The sequence below is a fragment of the Escherichia ruysiae genome, assembly GCF_031323975.1.
Taxonomy (GTDB): Bacteria; Pseudomonadota; Gammaproteobacteria; order Enterobacterales; family Enterobacteriaceae; genus Escherichia; species Escherichia ruysiae.
Genome location: NZ_JAVIWS010000001.1, coordinates 2,095,484 through 2,114,650, shown reverse-complemented (window position 1 = coordinate 2,114,650; position 19,167 = coordinate 2,095,484). Strand labels below are relative to the sequence as shown.

The 19,167-nt window shown below is 52.1% G+C and carries 17 protein-coding genes; 12 read left to right on the top strand and 5 right to left on the bottom strand.

Annotated features, from left to right (window positions below):
• Nucleotides 1-13 precede the first annotated feature (13 nt).
• Nucleotides 14-394: a winged helix-turn-helix transcriptional regulator gene (locus tag RGV86_RS10390; protein WP_010348218.1), complete on the top strand. Its 381-nt coding sequence runs from the start codon at nucleotides 14-16 to the stop codon at nucleotides 392-394.
• 128 nt (nucleotides 395-522) lie between these two features.
• On the opposite strand, the gene cpdB is transcribed toward RGV86_RS10390, so the two are convergent.
• A complete protein-coding gene (gene cpdB / locus RGV86_RS10385; protein ID WP_085461238.1) occupies nucleotides 523-2,466 on the bottom strand; it encodes a 2',3'-cyclic-nucleotide 2'-phosphodiesterase in 1,944 nt (647 codons plus the stop codon).
• 170 nt (nucleotides 2,467-2,636) lie between these two features.
• Here cpdB and cysQ point away from each other — a divergent pair, with 170 nt between their 5' ends.
• Nucleotides 2,637-3,377 (top strand): 3'(2'),5'-bisphosphate nucleotidase CysQ, encoded by a 741-nt coding sequence (gene cysQ / locus RGV86_RS10380; protein ID WP_000893402.1) that lies wholly within the window; start codon nucleotides 2,637-2,639, stop codon nucleotides 3,375-3,377.
• Here cysQ and RGV86_RS10375 read toward each other — a convergent pair.
• On the bottom strand, nucleotides 3,367-3,924 hold the full coding sequence (locus tag RGV86_RS10375) for a YtfJ family protein (protein ID WP_000175265.1): 558 nt from the start codon (nucleotides 3,922-3,924) through the stop codon (nucleotides 3,367-3,369). The genes cysQ and RGV86_RS10375 overlap by 11 nt on opposite strands.
• A gap of 324 nt (nucleotides 3,925-4,248) precedes the next feature.
• Between RGV86_RS10375 and RGV86_RS10370 the strand changes: the two genes are divergently transcribed.
• Entirely contained in the window at nucleotides 4,249-4,455 is a 207-nt protein-coding gene (locus tag RGV86_RS10370) for a DUF1107 domain-containing protein (protein ID WP_000689228.1), read from the top strand.
• 59 nt (nucleotides 4,456-4,514) lie between these two features.
• Here RGV86_RS10370 and paeA read toward each other — a convergent pair whose 3' ends face one another.
• A complete protein-coding gene (gene paeA, locus RGV86_RS10365; protein WP_000935031.1) occupies nucleotides 4,515-5,858 on the bottom strand; it encodes a polyamine export protein PaeA in 1,344 nt (447 codons plus the stop codon).
• Between the two features lie 187 nt (nucleotides 5,859-6,045).
• Nucleotides 6,046-6,684, bottom strand: coding sequence for a peptide-methionine (S)-S-oxide reductase MsrA (msrA, locus tag RGV86_RS10360; RefSeq protein ID WP_000051459.1), 639 nt, complete (start codon nucleotides 6,682-6,684; stop codon nucleotides 6,046-6,048).
• Nucleotides 6,685-6,888: 204 nt separating this feature from the next.
• On the opposite strand from msrA, the gene tamA reads away from it, so the two are divergent.
• The 5 genes from tamA (at nucleotide 6,889) to RGV86_RS10335 (ending at nucleotide 13,548) form a co-directional block, all read left to right on the top strand.
• On the top strand, nucleotides 6,889-8,622 hold the full coding sequence (gene tamA / locus RGV86_RS10355; protein WP_032226403.1) for an autotransporter assembly complex protein TamA: 1,734 nt from the start codon (nucleotides 6,889-6,891) through the stop codon (nucleotides 8,620-8,622).
• Nucleotides 8,619-12,398 (top strand): autotransporter assembly complex protein TamB, encoded by a 3,780-nt coding sequence (gene tamB, locus RGV86_RS10350; protein WP_137598349.1) that lies wholly within the window; start codon nucleotides 8,619-8,621, stop codon nucleotides 12,396-12,398. Before tamA ends, tamB begins: the two co-directional genes overlap by 4 nt.
• A gap of 2 nt (nucleotides 12,399-12,400) precedes the next feature.
• Nucleotides 12,401-12,745: a gamma-glutamylcyclotransferase family protein gene (locus RGV86_RS10345; RefSeq protein WP_001219162.1), complete on the top strand. Its 345-nt coding sequence runs from the start codon at nucleotides 12,401-12,403 to the stop codon at nucleotides 12,743-12,745.
• A gap of 207 nt (nucleotides 12,746-12,952) precedes the next feature.
• On the top strand, nucleotides 12,953-13,204 hold the full coding sequence (gene chpS / locus RGV86_RS10340; RefSeq protein ID WP_001223205.1) for a type II toxin-antitoxin system antitoxin ChpS: 252 nt from the start codon (nucleotides 12,953-12,955) through the stop codon (nucleotides 13,202-13,204).
• Nucleotides 13,198-13,548: a type II toxin-antitoxin system ChpB family toxin gene (locus RGV86_RS10335; RefSeq protein WP_085461236.1), complete on the top strand. Its 351-nt coding sequence runs from the start codon at nucleotides 13,198-13,200 to the stop codon at nucleotides 13,546-13,548. The genes chpS and RGV86_RS10335 overlap by 7 nt, the downstream gene beginning before the upstream one ends.
• A gap of 78 nt (nucleotides 13,549-13,626) precedes the next feature.
• On the opposite strand, the gene ppa is transcribed toward RGV86_RS10335, so the two are convergent.
• On the bottom strand, nucleotides 13,627-14,157 hold the full coding sequence (ppa, locus tag RGV86_RS10330; protein ID WP_000055074.1) for an inorganic diphosphatase: 531 nt from the start codon (nucleotides 14,155-14,157) through the stop codon (nucleotides 13,627-13,629).
• A 308-nt stretch (nucleotides 14,158-14,465) separates the two neighbouring features.
• Here ppa and ytfQ point away from each other — a divergent pair, with 308 nt between their 5' ends.
• The 4 genes from ytfQ (at nucleotide 14,466) to yjfF (ending at nucleotide 19,155) form a co-directional block, all read left to right on the top strand.
• Complete coding sequence (gene ytfQ, locus RGV86_RS10325) at nucleotides 14,466-15,422, top strand: galactofuranose ABC transporter substrate-binding protein YtfQ (protein ID WP_000265953.1); 957 nt, start codon at nucleotides 14,466-14,468, stop codon at nucleotides 15,420-15,422.
• Nucleotides 15,423-15,634: 212 nt separating this feature from the next.
• The gene (gene ytfR / locus RGV86_RS10320; protein WP_000205844.1) at nucleotides 15,635-17,137 is read left to right on the top strand and encodes a galactofuranose ABC transporter, ATP-binding protein YtfR; all 1,503 of its coding nucleotides are present in this window, start codon (nucleotides 15,635-15,637) and stop codon (nucleotides 17,135-17,137) included.
• A 13-nt stretch (nucleotides 17,138-17,150) separates the two neighbouring features.
• Nucleotides 17,151-18,173 (top strand): galactofuranose ABC transporter, ATP-binding protein YtfT, encoded by a 1,023-nt coding sequence (ytfT, locus tag RGV86_RS10315; protein WP_032226398.1) that lies wholly within the window; start codon nucleotides 17,151-17,153, stop codon nucleotides 18,171-18,173.
• Nucleotides 18,160-19,155 carry a galactofuranose ABC transporter, permease protein YjfF gene (gene yjfF, locus RGV86_RS10310; RefSeq protein ID WP_000596004.1) on the top strand — a complete coding sequence of 332 codons (996 nt, stop codon included), beginning with the start codon at nucleotides 18,160-18,162 and terminating at the stop codon, nucleotides 19,153-19,155. The genes ytfT and yjfF overlap by 14 nt, the downstream gene beginning before the upstream one ends.
• Nucleotides 19,156-19,167: the final 12 nt, after the last annotated feature.

Below are 19,167 nucleotides of genomic sequence, written 5' to 3'. Positions count from 1 at the left end.
AGGTAAGTATGAAATGAGTCAGGTTAGTCTGTCGCAACAACTGAAAGAGGGAAATCTCTTCGCTGAACAGTGCCCGTCGCGCGAGGTGCTGAAACACGTCACCAGCCGTTGGGGGGTGTTGATTCTGGTGGCGCTACGCGAAGGCACTCATCGCTTTAGCGACCTGCGCCGTAAAATGGGCGGGGTGAGTGAAAAGATGCTAGCGCAGTCGTTACAGGCGCTGGAGCAGGATGGTTTTGTTAACCGTATCTCGTATCCGGTGGTGCCGCCGCATGTGGAATATAGCCTCACGCCGCTGGGCGAGCAGGTGAGTGAAAAGGTTGCTGCGCTGGCGGACTGGATTGAGATTCATCTGCCAGAGGTGCTGGCGGTGCGGGATGAACGTGTGGCATAACTGCCGGATGCGCTGCGCTTATCCGGCCTACGGTTTATGGCTTGTAGGGAGGATAAGATACGGTAGCATCGCATCCGACAATAAGTGCCGGATGCGGTTGATGATTTGTAGGCCGAAAAAGATGTCTATTACTGACTCAAATCCACCTGATAAATCGCAAACCCGATATCATCGGTCGCGACTTTATTCATCGGATACTGCCCCTTCTCTTTAATAAACGCTGCGGCTTTATCTGACGGGGATGTTTCAAAACGGATATCCAGTTTCTTATCGCCGGGGATCGGTGCTAAACGCCAGTTGTTATCTGCCGCCGGGTGGATTTCCCCCGCACGCTTCGATTCTTCAGCAATCCACGCTGCCAGCACCGAGCGGTTCTCATCCGGAGAAGCAAAAGCAATATGGCTATCGCCGGTTCCGGCAAATTTGCCGCCATAAGCGCGATAGTTATTGGTGGCAACGAGGAACATCGCGTTCGGATCAATTGGTTTGCCGTTAAAGGTCAGGTTCTTAATCCTTTCCGCATTAGCATTAACCACCTGACATTCACCGTCATAGCGGGCTGGCTGGGTGACGTCAATCTGGTAATTCACGCCATCAATAACATCAAAGTTATAGGTGCGGAAACCGTCCCAGTTAATTAAAGACTGCGGTTGAGTGCTGTTGGGATCAATCTGGTTAAACTGTCCAGCGGAGCATTCCAGCCACTCTTTCACCTCTTTACCGCTGGCTTTTACCACAATCAGCGTATTGGGGTAGAGATAGAGATCGGCGGCGTTGCGGAAGGTTAGCTGACCTTTTTCCACTTCAACATAGCTGGCTGGGTCATTTTTGCGACCGCCAACTTTAAACGGTGCAGCAGCAGAGAGTACCGGCAGTTTTGCCAGATTCGGGTCGCCCTGAATGTAATGTTCGACATACGCTTTTTGCGCGTTGTTCACCACCTGAACGGTCGGATCGTCCTGCACCAGCGCCAGATAGCTATACATATTGTCGGCAGATTTTCCGATAGGTTTGCTGACAAACTGGCGGGTGGCATCGTGATCGGCTTTCAGCGTTTCGACCAGCTTGCTGTCTTCCGCAGCCAGTGATTTTTTGTTGGCGATGTCGTAAATCGGTCGTGCTTCCGCTTTTGCCTGCGTCACCTGCCATTTACCGCTGTCATTACTGAGTTGCAGATCGACCACACCGAGATGATCGCCCCACATGCCAGGCATCACTGCCGGAACACCATTCAGCGTGCCTTTGGCGATATCAGCCCCTTTGATATCAGCAAAATCTTTACTCGGGAAAACGGCGTGAGCATGGCCAAACATAATGGCGTCAACGCCAGGAATTTCACTGAGATAATAAACTGAGTTTTCCGCCATCACTTTATACGGGTCGGCAGACAAACCAGAGTGCGCCAGAACGACAACAACATCGGCACCTTTCTCGCGCATTTCAGGCACGTATTTGCGCACGGTTTCGGTAATATCATTCACCGTCACTTTTCCGGATAAATTAGCTTTATCCCAGCCCATGATTTGCGGCGGCACGACGCCAATATAGCCAATCTTCAGCGTCTGTTTTTTTCCGTCTTTATCGACCACTTCGGTATCTTTAATTAAATACGGTGTGAACATCGGCTGTTTGGTTTTAGTGTCGATGACGTTGGCATTCACATAGGGGAAATTCGCTCCCGCCAGCGCATTTTTCAGGTAATCCAGACCGTAGTTAAACTCGTGGTTGCCAAGCGTGCCGACGGTATAATCCAGCGTATTCAGCGCCTTATAGACCGGATGAACATCACCCGCTTTTAATCCTTTCGCCGACATGTAATCCGCCAGCGGGCTACCCTGGATCAGGTCACCGTTATCGACCAGTACGCTATTTTTCACTTCATTGCGCGCGTCATTAATCAGGCTCGCAGTGCGTACCAGTCCAAATTTTTCTGTGGATGTATCTTTGTAATAATCGAAATCCATCATGTTGCTATGCAAATCAGAGGTTTCCATTATGCGGAGATCGACTGTTGCCGCATTCACACTGGCGGCAATCAGCGTAGCAAGAAGCGTTGCACTAAACTTAACCATCTGGGCATCCTTTTATGAACGAGAAGATGAGACGTCTTTCATACGGAGCGTGAAGGATGCCATAAATAATAAATCAGGAAACGATGACGCCATCACAGTTGGCGGATTCTTTAACGATAGGGTATAAGTAAAACAACAAGTTAACACCACTGAAACAAAAGAGGTGGAGAATGTTAGAACAAGTATGTCAACTCGCACGGAATGCGGGCGATGCCATTATGCAGGTCTACGACGGGACAAAACCGATGGACGTCGTCAGCAAAGCGGATAACTCACCGGTGACGGCGGCGGACATTGCCGCGCACACCGTAATCATGGACGGTTTACGTACACTAACGCCGGATATTCCGGTTCTTTCCGAAGAAGATCCTCCCGGTTGGGAAGTCCGCCAGCACTGGCAACGTTACTGGCTGGTAGATCCGCTGGACGGCACCAAAGAGTTTATTAAACGAAATGGTGAATTTACCGTTAACATTGCGCTGATTGACAAAGGCAAACCGGTATTAGGTGTGGTGTATGCGCCGGTAATGAACGTCATGTACAGCGCGGCGGAAGGCAAAGCCTGGAAAGAAGAGTGCGGCGTGCGCAAGCAGATTCAGGTACGCGACGCCCGTCCGCCGCTGGTGGTCATTAGCCGTTCCCATGCGGATGCCGAGCTGAAAGAGTATCTGCAACAGCTTGGTGAACACCAGACGACATCTATCGGCTCTTCACTGAAATTCTGCCTGGTGGCGGAAGGTCAGGCGCAGCTCTACCCGCGTTTCGGGCCGACGAATATTTGGGATACCGCTGCCGGTCATGCCGTGGCCGCCGCCGCCGGAGCACACGTTCACGACTGGCAGGGCAAACCGCTGGATTACACTCCGCGCGAATCCTTCCTGAATCCTGGATTCCGGGTTTCTATTTATTAAGCAATTTTTGCAGCAAGTCCATGACTTGCTGCACTTCTTGCTGGGTTAACGCCCCGTCCTTCGCCCATTGCACGCGACCGTCTTTATCCAGCACTGCAATGGAAGAACTCTCTTCATCCAGTTGCCAGGCTCCGCGCGCGACGCCATTGCTGTCGACAATAAACTGCGACCACGGATAGAGTTTTTTATTGCTCTCCAGGCTGCTGCGCACAAACATACCTGAGCCGGGAATAGCGTCGTCGGTGTTGACAATGGTGGTGGTCTGGTAGCGGTCGTGCGGCAATTTCGCCGATTTAATTGCTTCAATCAGCGTCGCATTTTTCTCTTTTGCGGAGGTGCGACCGGCAATATGTTGCAGTACTCGCACTTTTCCCGCTAACTGCGCACTGTTCCAGGTTTTGTAGCTAAACTGATCTTTATCAAACACCAACTCGCCACGATCGGTAATACCAATCGGCGGTACGCGCTGACCAGTTTCGAATTTATGCGCGGAGGCCATCATCGGCAGTAGCAAGCAAGTCAGCGCGAGGATCTTGCGTAGGGTCATAGTGTTTCCTTCTTATCGTATGCAGGTGATCCGACCACTTGGGTCTGGCTTTTAATCATATGTGCTATTTATCGAATTTCCCGCAAGTGCGGTGCCAGTTTGCGGACAAGCGCACAAATCATATGAAAAATGAATGTTTATACTGAAGATTGTGGTTAGGTGAAGAGATAATTCTGAATAATTGTAACAGTGGGGTAAAAAAATTTATACACGCTGGAAACATTACCCCGATAGTCTATAGTCATTAGGCATTAAAATTTGCGCCTCATAATAGTTGGGCCGATTGTGGCACCGCAAAGGCGTAATACTCAGCAGGAGACAACAATGAAAATTTTCCAACGGTACAACCCACTTCAGGTGGCGAAGTACGTGAAGATCCTGTTCCGTGGACGGTTATACATCAAGGACGTTGGCGCTTTTGAATTTGATAAGGGTAAGATTCTTATCCCAAAAGTGAAGGATAAACTGCATTTGTCAGTGATGTCCGAAGTTAACCGTCAGGTTATGCGTCTGCAAACAGAGATGGCTTAACCAAGTGCTATGCAGTAATAAGACGGCTCCTGATTCAGGAGCCGTTGATGTTTCTGGGGTTATGCGACGCTTTCTTCTTTATCTTTGGCGTCAGGCAGTTTTGGCGAAAGGGCGGTGGCTTTACTGTCGATTCGCGTAACCAGTAGCTGGTCGATGCGGTAGTTATCAATATCCACCACTTCAAATTTGTAACCGGAGAACTTCACCGAATCAGTGCGTTTCGGGATCTTACGCAACATAAACATCATAAAGCCGCCGATGGTTTCGTAGTTGCCCGACTGCGGGAACTCGTCGATATCCAGCACGCGCATCACGTCGTCAATCGGCGTACCGCCATCGATTAGCCATGAATTCTCATCACGCGCCACAATCTGTTCTTCCAGCCCCTGACCGACCAGATCGCCCATCAACGTGGTCATCACGTCGTTGAGGGTGATGATCCCCACCACCAGTGCGTACTCGTTCATGATTACCGCAAAGTCTTCACCCGCAGCTTTAAAACTTTCCAGCGCCTCAGAGAGGGTCAGCGTATCAGGCACGATCAGCGTATTGCGAATTTGCACGCCGCTGTTCAGTGCCAGGCTTTGATTGGCCAGCACGCGGTTCAGCAGATCTTTTGAATCGACATAACCGATAATGTGATCGATATCTTCATTACAGACGAGGAATTTCGAGTGCGGATGCTCCGCCACTTTATTCTTCAGGCTTTGCTCATCTTCATGGAGATCGAACCAAATCACGTTTTCACGCGGCGTCATGGAAGACGGCACGGTACGGGATTCCAGTTCAAACACGTTTTCGATCAGTTCGTGTTCCTGTTTACGCAATACCCCAGCCAGCGCACCGGCCTCCACGACTGCGTAGATGTCATCAGATGTGATGTCATCTTTACGTACCATTGGCAATTTAAAGATACGGAAGATCATGTTCGCCAGGCCGTTGAAAAACCACACCAGAGGGGTGCAGACGAACAGGCAGAAGCGCATCGGGTTGATGATACGCAAAGCCACAGCTTCTGGCGCAATCATACCGATGCGTTTCGGGGTTAAATCCGCAAACAGAATAAACATGCCAGTCACTAACGAGAAAGAGAGAATAAAGCTCAGTTGCTCAGAGAGTTCCGCCGATATATAGCGGGAGAACAGGCTATTAAAAGCCGGAGAGAACGCCGCATCACCGACGATACCGCCGAGTATTGCCACCGCGTTCAGACCAATTTGCACCACGGTAAAGAACATGCCGGGATTTTCCTGCATATCCAGAACGCGCTGGGCGTTTATATTGCCTTCATCAGCCAGCAGTTTAAGTTTGATTTTGCGTGAGGCGGCAAGCGAGATCTCGGATATCGAGAAGAACGCACTCACAGCGATCAAGCAGAGTATGACTAAAATACTGTTTAACATATCTTATCCGACCGTTCAGGTCAGATCCTCGGAAGGGGAAGTTGATTAATTTGTGTGAAATACACATTGAAAGCCGGTTCGAAGAGAGTGAACCGACATTTTCAGTGGCTAGTATAGCGTAAGGTACTGTAAAGTCGCCAGAGGGTTAAATTTTTGCTTCATTTCGCTTTAGTTCGGCCTTTTATTGCTACGCTTCAGGCGGCAGGCAAACGCCGATCCCACCAATTCCGCAATAACCATACGGGTTTTTATGCAGATATTGCTGGTGGTCATCTTCGGCATAATAAAACGGTGTCGCGTTAGCGATTTCCGTGGTGATGTGACGATCGTCATCGGCGGCAAGCATCGCGGCCTGGAAACGTTCCAGACTGGCGCGGGCGGCAGCATCCTGTTCTGGTGTTAGCGGATAAATCGCGGAACGATACTGCGTGCCATGGTCATTGCCCTGACGCATCCCTTGTGCGGGATCGTGATTCTCCCAGAATACTTGTAACAGTTGTTCGTAGCTGATCACTGACGGATCGTAAACCACGCGTACCGCTTCGGCGTGGCCGGTATCACCAGAACACACTTCCCGATAAGTCGGGTTTGGCGTGTAGCCGCCGGTATAACCTGCGGCGGTGCTGTAAACACCGGGAAGTTGCCAGAAAAGGCGTTCCACGCCCCAGAAACAGCCCATAGCAAAAATGGCGATTTCCATTCCGTCAGGCACATTTGTCATTGAGTGACCGTTGACTGCATTCAACGTGGCTACGGGCATCGGGGTATTACGTCCAGGAAGGGCATCGGCGGGGGAAACCAGATGCTTTTTATCAAATAAACTCATGGTATCGCTCTCCCGAAATCGGTCTTTGGGGTTTAGGTTGTAACAAGAGACGTATTTGCACACAATAACTCTCGTGAATGTGTATAAAGTAAAACATAAGAAATATTTTGGATTTAGTCTGCTTTTAAATCCATATTGCTGGTTTTTTGTTAAGCCGTTTAACGGGGTTCCAGGGGCAGGAACAAAGGATATTCAGGAGAAAATGTGCGCTATATCCGACAGTTATGTTGTGTAAGCTTACTCTGCTTTGGTGGTTCTGCTATCGCCGCGAACGTCCGTCTACAGGTCGAAGGGTTATCAGGACAGCTGGAAAAAAATGTTCGTGCACAGCTTTCTACGATTGAAAGTGATGAAGTGACGCCAGACCGGCGATTTCGCGCGCGTGTCGATGATGCCATCCGCGAAGGCCTGAAGGCGCTGGGCTATTACCAGCCGACCATTGAATTTGATCTCCGACCACCGCCAAAGAAAGGGCGACAGGTTTTGATCGCCAAAGTCACGCCCGGCGTACCCATTTTGATTGGCGGCACCGATGTTGTGCTGCGCGGTGGTGCACGGACCGATAAAGACTATTTGAAGTTGCTCGATACTCGCCCGGCTATAGGCACGGTGCTGAATCAGGGTGACTACGAAAATTTCAAAAAGTCCTTAACCAGCATCGCGTTGCGCAAAGGCTATTTCGATAGTGAATTTACCAAAGCCCAGTTGGGTATTGCACTTGGCTTGCATAAAGCCTATTGGGATATTGATTACAACAGTGGCGAACGCTACCGCTTTGGGCATGTGACCTTCGAAGGCTCACAGATCCGCGATGAGTATCTGCAAAACCTTGTTCCGTTTAAAGAAGGTGATGAATACGAGTCAAAAGACCTGGCAGAGCTGAACCGCCGTCTCTCCGCCACTGGTTGGTTTAACTCGGTGGTGGTCGCACCGCAGTTTGATAAAGCGCGAGAAACAAAAGTATTGCCGCTTACCGGCGTCGTTTCGCCGCGCACGGAAAATACGATTGAAACCGGGGTAGGGTACTCAACGGACGTAGGTCCACGTGTTAAAGCGACGTGGAAAAAGCCGTGGATGAACTCTTACGGTCACAGCCTGACCACCAGCACAAGTATCTCTGCACCGGAACAGACTCTCGACTTTAGCTATAAAATGCCGCTGCTTAAGAACCCGCTGGAACAATATTATCTGGTACAGGGCGGTTTTAAGCGCACCGATCTGAACGATACGGAATCCGACTCTACAACTCTGGTGGCCTCCCGTTATTGGGATCTCTCCAGCGGCTGGCAGCGCGCCATTAACTTACGCTGGAGTCTTGACCACTTTACCCAGGGTGAAATTACCAACACCACGATGCTGTTTTATCCAGGCGTGATGATTAGCCGCACGCGTTCACGCGGCGGCCTGATGCCGACCTGGGGCGACTCGCAACGCTACTCAATCGACTATTCAAACACGGCCTGGGGCTCGGACGTCGATTTCTCTGTGTTTCAGGCGCAAAACGTCTGGATACGCACACTCTACGATCGCCATCGTTTTGTCACGCGCGGCACGTTGGGCTGGATTGAAACGGGTGACTTCGACAAAGTGCCGCCTGATCTGCGTTTCTTTGCCGGGGGTGACCGTAGCATTCGCGGCTATAAATACAAATCTATTGCGCCGAAATACGCCAATGGTGACCTGAAAGGGGCATCAAAACTGATAACCGGATCGCTGGAGTATCAGTACAACGTGACCGGAAAATGGTGGGGCGCGGTGTTTGTCGATAGCGGCGAAGCGGTAAGCGATATTCGCCGCAGTGACTTTAAAACTGGCACCGGGGTTGGCGTGCGCTGGGAATCGCCAGTCGGGCCGATCAAGCTCGATTTCGCCGTTCCGGTCGCTGACAAAGACGAGCATGGTTTACAGTTTTACATCGGTCTGGGGCCAGAATTATGAGTTTATGGAAAAAAATCAGCCTCGGCGCGGTTGTCGTCCTCTTACTGTTGCTGGGATCGGTGGCATTTCTGGTGGGCACCACCAGTGGTTTGCATCTGGTATTTAAAGCGGCAGATCGCTGGGTGCCAGGGCTGGATATCGGTAAGGTGACCGGCGGCTGGAGCGACCTTACTCTGTCTGACGTTCGTTATGAGCAGCCAGGTGTGGCGGTTAAAGCGGGTAATCTGCATCTGGCGGTTGGGCTGGAGTGCCTGTGGGACAGCAGCGTTTGTATTAATGACCTGGCGCTGAAAGACATTCAGGTCAATATAGACAGCAAAAAAATGCCCCCTTCAGAGCAGGTTGAAGAAGAGGAAGACAGCGGCCCGCTGGATCTCTCCACGCCGTATCCCATCACCCTGACGCGGGTGGCGCTGGATAACGTCAATATCAAAATTGATGACACCACGGTGTCGGTGATGGACTTCACCTCCGGTCTGAACTGGCAGGAGAAAACCCTGACCCTGAAACCGACATCGCTGAAAGGCCTGCTGATTGCCTTGCCGAAAGTGGCGGAAGTGGCGCAGGAAGAAGTCGTTGAACCGAAAATTGAAAATCCGCAGCCGGATGAAAAACCGCTCGGCGAAACGCTGAAAGATCTCTTTTCTCGCCCGGTATTGCCGGAAATGACCGACGTGCATTTGCCGCTCAACCTGAATATTGAAGAGTTTAAGGGCGAGCAATTGCGCGTGACGGGCGACACGGACATCACCGTGCGCACCATGCTGCTGAAAGTGAGCAGTATTGACGGCAATACCAAACTGGACGCGCTGGATATCGACTCTAACCAGGGGATCGTTAACGCCAGCGGTACGGCGCAGCTGTCCGGTAACTGGCCGGTGGATATCACCCTCAACAGCACACTGAACGTGGAGCCGTTGAAGGGTGAAAAAGTGAAGCTGAAAGTGGGCGGTGCGCTGCGCGAACAACTGGAGATTGGCGTTAACCTTTCTGGTCAGGTGGATATGGATCTGCGTGCTCAGACGCGGCTGGCGGAGGCTGGACTGCCGCTCAATGTCGAAGTCAACAGCAAGCAACTTTACTGGCCGTTTACCGGCGAGAAACAGTATCAGGCGGACGATCTGAAACTGAAACTCACCGGCAAAATGACCGATTACACGCTCTCTATGCGCACGGCAGTGAAGGGACAGGAGATCCCGCCAGCCACCATTACCCTCGATGCGAAAGGTAATGAACAGCAGGTGAATCTCGACAAACTCACCGTCGCGGCGCTGGAAGGGAAAACTGAGTTGAAAGCGTTGCTCGACTGGCAGCAGGCGATTAGCTGGCGTGGTGAGTTAACGCTTAACGGCATTAACACCGCGAAAGAGTTTCCGGACTGGCCGTCGAAACTCAATGGTTTAATCAAAACGCGCGGCAGCCTGTACGGCGGCACCTGGCAGATGGACGTGCCGGAGTTGAAGCTGACTGGTAACGTTAAACAGAACAAAGTGAACGTTGACGGTACGCTGAAAGGCAACAGTTATATGCAGTGGATGATCCCTGGTCTGCATCTGGAACTGGGATCTAACAGTGCCGAAGTGAAAGGTGAACTGGGAGTAAAAGATCTCAATCTTGATGCCACGATCAACGCGCCGGGTCTGGATAACGCGCTGCCAGGGCTGGGCGGTACAGCGAAAGGGTTGGTGAAGGTTCGCGGTACGGTGGACGCGCCGCAGTTGCTGGCGGATATCACCGCGCGCAGCCTGCGCTGGCAGGAACTCTCCGTGGCGCAGGTTCGCGTGGAAGGCGATATAAAATCCACCGATCAGATTGCGGGTAAACTCGATGTGCGCGTTGAGCAAATTTCGCAGCCGGATGTGAATATCAACCTCGTCACCCTGAATGCGAAAGGCAGCGAAAAGCAGCACGAGCTACAACTGCGGATTCAGGGCGAGCCGGTTTCCGGACAGCTCAATCTGGCGGGCAGTTTTGATCGCAAAGAAGAACGCTGGAAGGGAACGCTGAGTAATACCCGCTTCCAGACGCCAGTCGGCCCGTGGTCGCTGTCCCGCGATATTGCGCTGGATTACCGCAATCAGGAGCAAAAAGTCAGCATCGGGCCGCACTGCTGGGTAAACCCGAACGCGGAACTGTGCGTGCCGCAAACCATTGATGCCGGGGCTGAAGGGCGTGCGGTGGTGAATCTCAATCGTTTCGACCTGGCCATGCTGAAACCGTTTATGCCGGAAACCACTCAGGCAAGCGGCATCTTTACAGGTAAAGCAGACGTTGCCTGGGACACCACCAAAGAAGGGCTGCCGCAGGGTAGCATCACCCTTTCCGGGCGTAACGTGCAGGTGACGCAAACTGTCAACGACGCGGCGCTGCCGGTGGCGTTTCAGACACTGAATCTGACGGCGGAACTGCGCAACAACCGCGCTGAACTGGGCTGGACCATCCGCCTGACTAATAATGGTCAGTTCGATGGTCAGGTGCAGGTGACCGATCCACAAGGCCGCCGCAATCTCGGTGGCAACGTCAACATCCGCAACTTTAACCTCGCGATGGTAAACCCCATCTTTACGCGTGGGGAAAAAGCGGCGGGGATGGTGAGTGCTAATTTACGTCTGGGCGGTGATGTACAAAGCCCGCAGCTCTTTGGTCAGCTCCAGGTTACGGGTGTGGATATCGATGGCAACTTTATGCCGTTTGATATGCAGCCGAGCCAGCTTGCGGTCAACTTTAACGGTATGCGCTCGACGCTTGCGGGCACCGTGCGAACCCAGCAGGGTGACATTTACCTGAACGGGGATGCAGACTGGAGTCAGATTGAAAACTGGCGCGCGCGGGTGACGGCAAAAGGCAGTAAGGTGCGGATCACCGTACCGCCGATGGTGCGTATGGATGTGTCGCCAGATGTCGTATTCGAAGCCACACCAAGCCTGTTTACCCTTGATGGTCGCGTTGATGTACCGTGGGCGCGCATTGTGGTGCACGATCTGCCAGAAAGTGCGGTGGGCGTCTCCAGCGATGTCGTGATGCTCAACGATAACCTACAACCGGAGGAGGCGAAAACTGCGTCGATTCCGATTAACAGCAACCTGATTGTCCACGTCGGCAACAATGTGCGCATTGATGCCTTTGGCCTGAAAGCGCGGCTGACGGGCGATCTCAATGTCGTACAGGACAAACAGGGACTGGGGCTGAACGGACAGATCAACATTCCGGAAGGTCGCTTCCATGCCTATGGTCAGGATCTGATCGTTCGCAAAGGCGAGTTGCTGTTCTCTGGTCCACCGGATCAACCGTATCTTAATATCGAAGCAATTCGTAACCCGGATGCTACAGAAGACGACGTAATCGCCGGTGTTCGCGTCACCGGACTGGCGGATGAACCGAAAGCGGAGATCTTCTCTGACCCGGCGATGTCGCAACAGGCTGCGTTGTCTTACTTGTTGCGTGGACAAGGGCTGGAAAGCGATCAGAGCGACAGCGCGGCGATGACCTCGATGCTGATTGGTCTGGGGGTTGCACAAAGTGGTCAGATTGTGGGTAAAATCGGCGAGACATTTGGCGTAAGTAATTTAGCTCTCGACACCGAGGGAGTAGGCGACTCCTCCCAGGTGGTGGTCAGCGGCTATGTATTACCAGGTCTACAAGTGAAATACGGCGTGGGGATATTTGACTCTATAGCAACACTCACGTTACGTTATCGCCTGATGCCAAAGCTATATCTGGAAGCCGTGTCTGGTGTAGATCAGGCACTGGATTTGCTCTATCAGTTCGAGTTTTAGCGATGCGAATATTTGTCTACGGCAGTTTACGTCACAAACAAGGCAACAGCCACTGGATGACCAATGCCCAGTTGCTGGGCGATTTCAGTATCGATAACTATCAACTGTACAGCCTGGGCCACTATCCAGGCGCAGTTCCGGGCAACGGAACGGTACACGGTGAAGTTTATCGTATTGACAACGCCACGCTGGCCGAACTTGATGCCTTGCGCACCAGGGGCGGTGAATACGCGCGCCAGTTGATTCAGACGCCGTACGGGAGTGCATGGATGTACGTTTATCAACGACCCGTCGATGGATTAACGCTGATTGAAAGCGGCGACTGGTTAGACAGGGATAAGTCATAATATAAACACGCCACCTTCGGGTGGCGTTGTTTTTTCGAGGTATCTCGCATTCTTTTTTGTAACTTCCCCGCCTGTTTCTTTTCCTTCCGAGCCGCTTTCCATATCTGTTAACGCATAAAAAACTCTGCTGGTGTTCACAAATGCGCAGGGGTAAAACGTTTCCTGTCGCACCGTGAGTTATACTTTGTATAACCTAAGGAGGTGCGGATGCGTATAACCATAAAAAAATGGGGGAACAGTGCAGGTATGGTCATTCCCAATATTGTGATGAAAGAGCTTAACTTGCAGCCGGGGCAGAGCGTTGAGGCACAGGTGAGCAACAATCAACTGATTCTGACCCCCATCTCCAGGCGCTACTCGCTTGATGAACTGCTGATGCAGTGCGACATGAACGCCCCGGAACTTAGCGAGCAGGATGTCTGGGGTAAATCCACCCCTGCGGGTGACGAAATATGGTAAAGAAAAGTGAATTTGAACGGGGAGACATTGTGCTGGTCGGCTTTGATCCAGCAAGCGGCCATGAACAGCAAGGTGCTGGTCGGCCTGCGCTTGTGCTCTCCGTTCAAGCCTTTAATCAACTGGGAATGACGTTGGTTGCTCCCATTACTCAGGGCGGAAATTTTGCCCGTTATGCCGGATTTAGCGTTCCGTTACATTGCGAAGAAGGCGATGTGTATGGCGTAGTATTGGTGAATCAGGTACGAATGATGGATTTACGCGCCTGTCAGGCAAAACGTATTGGTCTGGCTGCGGACGAGGTGGTGGAAGACGTGTTATTACGTTTGCAGGCGGTGATAGAATAAGATGTGTTTATTTATCGCGGACATAAAAAACCCTTACTAACCGAAGCCCAGCGTTCAGGGTTATTGCGCTAGAAGAACTTATTTATTCTTTGCGCGCTCGAAGGAAGCAACGATTTCAGCTTTAGCGGCTTCGGCGTTATCCCAGCCGTCAACTTTAACCCATTTGCCTTTTTCGAGGTCTTTGTAGTGCTCGAAGAAGTGAGCGATCTGAGCCTTCAGCAGTTCCGGCAGATCGTTAACGTCTTTGATGTGATCGTATTCTTTGCTCAGCTTGCTGTGCGGAACAGCAACCAGTTTCGCATCTTCACCGGCTTCGTCGGTCATTTTCAGAACGCCAACCGGACGGCAACGGATCACAGAACCCGGCTGCAGCGGGTACGGAGTCGGAACCAGTACGTCAACCGGATCACCGTCCAGAGACAGGGTGTGGTTGATGTAACCGTAGTTGCACGGATAGAACATCGCGGTGGACATGAAGCGGTCAACGAACAGTGCGCCGCTCTCTTTGTCGATTTCGTATTTGATCGGATCTGCGTTAGCCGGGATTTCGATAACAACGTAGATGTCTTCCGGCAGATCTTTACCCGCAGGGACGTTGAGTAAGCTCATGTCTGTTTCCTTTAAAATATGTGGCAAACAAGTGCCGAGTATTATAGCCAACTCGCGCCGAATGTCTTCGCTTGTTTTCGTCCTCATATTCCTTTTTCGCCAGTTTTAAGACGGCTTGTGGAGCAGGAAAATCCATAACCGTAGCCGCATTTTTCATAGTGATATGAAAGCGATTACAAACTTGTGATTAACGTTTTATTTACTTTTTTGAAGTGTGATGTAACGCAATCCGTTACATAACGAATTGTCTATAGTTTTTTCGCGAACATCTTTTCACCAATAATAACTATCCCGACGAGGACAACCCTATGTGGAAACGCTTACTTGTAGTCTCTGCAGTCTCGGCAGCCATGTCGTCTATGGTGTTGGCCGCTCCATTAACCGTAGGATTTTCGCAGGTCGGATCAGAATCCGGCTGGCGCGCCGCAGAAACCAACGTGGCGAAAAGTGAGGCCGAAAAACGCGGTATCACGCTGAAAATTGCCGATGGTCAGCAAAAGCAGGAAAACCAGATTAAAGCGGTACGTTCCTTTGTTGCACAAGGGGTAGATGCAATCTTTATTGCTCCAGTGGTGGCGACGGGTTGGGAACCGGTATTAAAAGAGGCGAAAGATGCCGAAATTCCGGTCTTTTTGCTCGACCGTTCCATCGACGTGAAAGACAAATCTCTCTATATGACCACCGTTACTGCCGACAACATTCTGGAAGGCAAGTTGATTGGTGACTGGCTGGTGAAAGAGGTCAACGGTAAACCATGTAACGTGGTTGAGTTGCAGGGTACTGTTGGGGCAAGTGTTGCCATCGACCGTAAAAAAGGCTTTGCCGAAGCTATTAAGAATGCGCCAAACATCAAAATCATCCGCTCACAGTCCGGTGACTTCACCCGCAGTAAAGGCAAAGAAGTTATGGAGAGCTTTATCAAAGCGGAAAACAACGGCAAAAATATCTGCATGGTTTACGCCCATAACGACGACATGGTGATTGGTGCAATTCAGGCAATTAAAGAAGCGGGCCTGAAACCGGGTAAAGATATCCTCACGGGTTCCATTGACGGCGTACCGGATATCTACAAAGCGATGATTGATGGCGAAGCGAACGCCAGCGTTGAACTGACGCCGAATATGGCAGGCCCCGCTTTTGATGCGCTGGAGAAATACAAAAAAGACGGCACTATGCCTGAAAAGTTGACCCTGACCAAATCCACCCTTTACCTGCCTGATACTGCAAAAGAAGAGTTAGAGAAGAAGAAAAATATGGGGTATTGAGGGACATCAATACCTGATGCCAACTTGTACGCCGCCGGATAAGGCGTTTAGGCCGCATCCGGCAGTTGTGCAGTACCGGACTTAACACCATGCACAATCTGTCCCCTCGCCCCTTCGGGGAGAGGGTTAGGGTGAGGGGGACAAACGGCGCAGCTCTTAACATCAGGCACGATCTATTCCCAGACTTTTAGAGCGTGGCTAAGGGGGAAACCATGACGACCGACCAACACCAGGAAATCCTCCGTACCGAAGGATTAAGTAAATTTTTCCCCGGCGTCAAAGCGTTAGACAGCGTCGACTTCAGCCTACGGCGCGGTGAAATTATGGCGCTGCTCGGTGAAAACGGAGCCGGTAAATCGACGCTGATCAAAGCACTTACCGGTGTCTACCACGCCGATCGCGGTACTATCTGGTTGGATGGTCAGACTATTTCACCAAAAAACACCGCCCACGCACAACAACTTGGCATCGGCACCGTCTATCAGGAAGTCAACCTGTTACCCAACATGTCGGTAGCCGACAATCTATTCATAGGCCGCGAACCCAGGCGTTTTGGCCTGCTACGCCGTAAAGAGATGGAAAAGCGCGCTACAGAACTGATGGCATCGTATGGCTTCTCCCTCGACGTGCGTGAACCGCTCAACCGTTTTTCGGTGGCGATGCAGCAAATCGTCGCCATTTGTCGGGCTATCGATCTCTCCGCCAAAGTGCTGATCCTTGATGAACCTACCGCCAGCCTCGACACTCAGGAAGTAGAGTTGCTGTTTGGCCTGATGCGCCAGTTGCGCGATCGCGGCGTCAGCCTGATCTTTGTTACGCACTTTCTCGATCAGGTTTATCAAGTCAGCGATCGGATCACCGTCTTACGCAACGGCAACTTCGTTGGCTGTCGGGAAACCCGCGAGCTACCGCAGATCGAACTGGTCAAAATGATGCTTGGGCGCGAACTCGACACCCACGCGCTACAACGTGCTGGGCGGACATTACTTAGCGACAAACCCGTTGCCGCGTTCAAAAATTACGGTAAAAAAGGCACGATCGCACCGTTTGATCTCGAAGTACGCCCCGGCGAGATCGTCGGTCTGGCAGGATTGCTGGGATCAGGGCGTACCGAAACCGCTGAAGTTATCTTCGGTATCAAACCCGCTGACAGCGGTACTGCGCTGATCAAAGGCCAACCACAAACCCTGCGATCGCCACATCAGGCTTCGGTACTGGGCATTGGTTTTTGTCCGGAAGACAGAAAAACCGATGGCATCATTGCCGCCGCCTCGGTGCGGGAAAATATCATCCTTGCCTTACAAGCCCAGCGCGGCTGGCTACGGCCGATCTCTCGCAAAGAACAGCAAGAGATTGCCGAACGTTTTATCCGCCAGCTTGGCATTCGCACACCTTCAACTGAACAACCGATAGAGTTTCTCTCTGGTGGCAATCAGCAAAAAGTGTTGCTCTCACGCTGGCTGCTGACTCGTCCGCAATTTCTGATCCTCGACGAGCCAACGCGCGGCATTGACGTTGGCGCCCATGCTGAGATCATCCGCCTGATTGAAACGCTGTGTGCCGATGGCCTGGCGCTGCTGGTGATCTCCTCAGAACTGGAAGAGCTGGTGGGCTATGCCGATCGGGTGATCATCATGCGCGATCGCAAACAGGTGGCGGAGATCCCGCTGGCAGAGCTTTCCGTTCCGGCGATCATGAATGCCATTGCGGCGTAAGGAGAACAGTGTGATGCCTCAATCTCTCCCTGACACCGCGTCGTCGAAAAGGCGTTTTCGCTGGCCGACGGGAATGCCGCAACTGGCGGCGCTGTTGCTGGTGTTGCTGGTCGATAGTCTGGTCGCCCCACATTTCTGGCAGGTGGTACTTCAGGATGGGCGTTTGTTCGGTAGCCCCATCGACATTCTTAACCGTGCAGCACCCGTTGCGCTGTTGGCGATTGGCATGACGCTGGTGATCGCCACTGGCGGTATCGATCTTTCAGTAGGCGCGGTGATGGCTATCGCAGGAGCCACAACTGCCGCGATGACGGTGGCGGGATTCAGCCTGCCGATTGTTTTGCTAAGCGCCCTTGGCACCGGCATCCTGGCGGGATTGTGGAACGGCATTCTGGTGGCGATCCTCAAAATTCAGCCGTTTGTCGCCACTCTGATCCTGATGGTCGCCGGGCGCGGCGTGGCGCAACTGATCACCTCCGGGCAGATCGTCACGTTTAACTCGCCGGATCTCTCGTGGTTCGGCAGTGGATCGCTGCTGTTCCTGCCAACGCCAGTCATTATCGCCGTGCTGACGCTTCTCCTGTTCTGGCTGTTGGCCCGCAAAACGGCGCTGGGGATGTTTATCGAAGCCGTTGGTATCAACATTCGGGCGGCAAAAAATGCCGGAGTAAACACGCGGATCATCGTCATGCTTACCTACGTGTTGAGCGGGCTGTGTGCGGCAATCGCGGGCATTATCGTGGCGGCGGATATTCGCGGTGCCGATGCCAACAACGCCGGATTATGGCTGGAACTGGACGCTATACTCGCGGTGGTGATCGGCGGTGGATCGCTGATGGGCGGGCGTTTTAACCTGCTGCTTTCGGTAGTGGGGGCGCTGATCATTCAGGGAATGAACACCGGGATTTTACTTTCGGGCTTTCCGCCAGAGATGAACCAGGTGGTGAAAGCGGTGGTGGTGCTTTGCGTGCTGATTGTCCAGTCGCAACGCTTTATCAGTCTGATTAAAGGAGTGCGTAGCCGTGATAAAACGTAACTTGCCACTGATGATCACCATCGGCGTTTTTGTGCTGGGCTATCTCTACTGCTTGACGCAGTTTCCCGGTTTTGCTTCCACGCGAGTGATATGCAATATCCTGACCGATAACGCCTTTTTGGGGATTATTGCTGTCGGTATGACCTTTGTGATCCTCTCCGGCGGGATCGATCTTTCCGTCGGTTCGGTGATCGCTTTTACCGGCGTGTTTCTGGCAAAAGTGATTGGCGACTTTGGGATTTCACCACTATTGGCCTTCCCGCTGGTGCTGCTGATGGGGTGTGCATTCGGCGCATTTATGGGGCTTCTGATCGACGCGCTGAAGATCCCGGCATTCATTATTACCCTTGCGGGAATGTTCTTTTTGCGTGGCGTCAGCTATCTCGTTTCGGAAGAGTCGATCCCGATTAACCATCCGATTTACGACACACTCTCAAGCCTTGCGTGGAAAATTCCCGGCGGTGGGCGTTTAAGCGCGATGGGATTACTGATGCTGGCGGTCGTGGTTATCGGTATTTTCCTCGCGCATCGCACCCGCTTTGGTAATCAGGTGTATGCCATTGGCGGCAACGCGACGTCGGCAAACCTGATGGGGATTTCTACCCGCAGCACCACGATTCGCATTTATATGCTTTCCACCGGACTGGCAACGCTGGCGGGGATTGTCTTCTCGATTTACACCCAGGCCGGATACGCGCTGGCAGGCGTAGGTGTGGAACTGGACGCTATCGCGTCGGTGGTGATTGGCGGCACGTTGTTAAGTGGTGGGGTAGGGACGGTATTGGGGACGCTTTTTGGCGTGGCGATTCAGGGACTCATTCAGACTTACATAAACTTTGACGGTACGCTGAGTTCATGGTGGACGAAAATCGCCATCGGCATTTTGTTGTTTATTTTTATTGCCTTACAGCGTGGGCTAACGGTGCTGTGGGAGAATCGTCAGAGTTCACCAGTGACAAGAGTCAACATTGCGCAGCGATAAAAACGCCTCTCC

Excerpts from the sequence above, each read along its gene's own strand:
- RGV86_RS10390 (WP_010348218.1), top strand. The coding sequence starts at position 14 with ATGAGTCAGGTTAGTCTGTCGCAACAACTGAAAGAGGGAAATCTCTTC.
- cpdB (WP_085461238.1), bottom strand. The coding sequence starts at position 2,466 with ATGGTTAAGTTTAGTGCAACGCTTCTTGCTACGCTGATTGCCGCCAGT.
- cysQ (WP_000893402.1), top strand. The coding sequence starts at position 2,637 with ATGTTAGAACAAGTATGTCAACTCGCACGGAATGCGGGCGATGCCATT.
- RGV86_RS10375 (WP_000175265.1), bottom strand. The coding sequence starts at position 3,924 with ATGACCCTACGCAAGATCCTCGCGCTGACTTGCTTGCTACTGCCGATG.
- RGV86_RS10370 (WP_000689228.1), top strand. The coding sequence starts at position 4,249 with ATGAAAATTTTCCAACGGTACAACCCACTTCAGGTGGCGAAGTACGTG.
- paeA (WP_000935031.1), bottom strand. The coding sequence starts at position 5,858 with ATGTTAAACAGTATTTTAGTCATACTCTGCTTGATCGCTGTGAGTGCG.
- msrA (WP_000051459.1), bottom strand. The coding sequence starts at position 6,684 with ATGAGTTTATTTGATAAAAAGCATCTGGTTTCCCCCGCCGATGCCCTT.
- tamB (WP_137598349.1), top strand. The coding sequence starts at position 8,619 with ATGAGTTTATGGAAAAAAATCAGCCTCGGCGCGGTTGTCGTCCTCTTA.
- RGV86_RS10345 (WP_001219162.1), top strand. The coding sequence starts at position 12,401 with ATGCGAATATTTGTCTACGGCAGTTTACGTCACAAACAAGGCAACAGC.
- chpS (WP_001223205.1), top strand. The coding sequence starts at position 12,953 with ATGCGTATAACCATAAAAAAATGGGGGAACAGTGCAGGTATGGTCATT.
- RGV86_RS10335 (WP_085461236.1), top strand. The coding sequence starts at position 13,198 with ATGGTAAAGAAAAGTGAATTTGAACGGGGAGACATTGTGCTGGTCGGC.
- ppa (WP_000055074.1), bottom strand. The coding sequence starts at position 14,157 with ATGAGCTTACTCAACGTCCCTGCGGGTAAAGATCTGCCGGAAGACATC.
- ytfQ (WP_000265953.1), top strand. The coding sequence starts at position 14,466 with ATGTGGAAACGCTTACTTGTAGTCTCTGCAGTCTCGGCAGCCATGTCG.
- ytfR (WP_000205844.1), top strand. The coding sequence starts at position 15,635 with ATGACGACCGACCAACACCAGGAAATCCTCCGTACCGAAGGATTAAGT.
- ytfT (WP_032226398.1), top strand. The coding sequence starts at position 17,151 with ATGCCTCAATCTCTCCCTGACACCGCGTCGTCGAAAAGGCGTTTTCGC.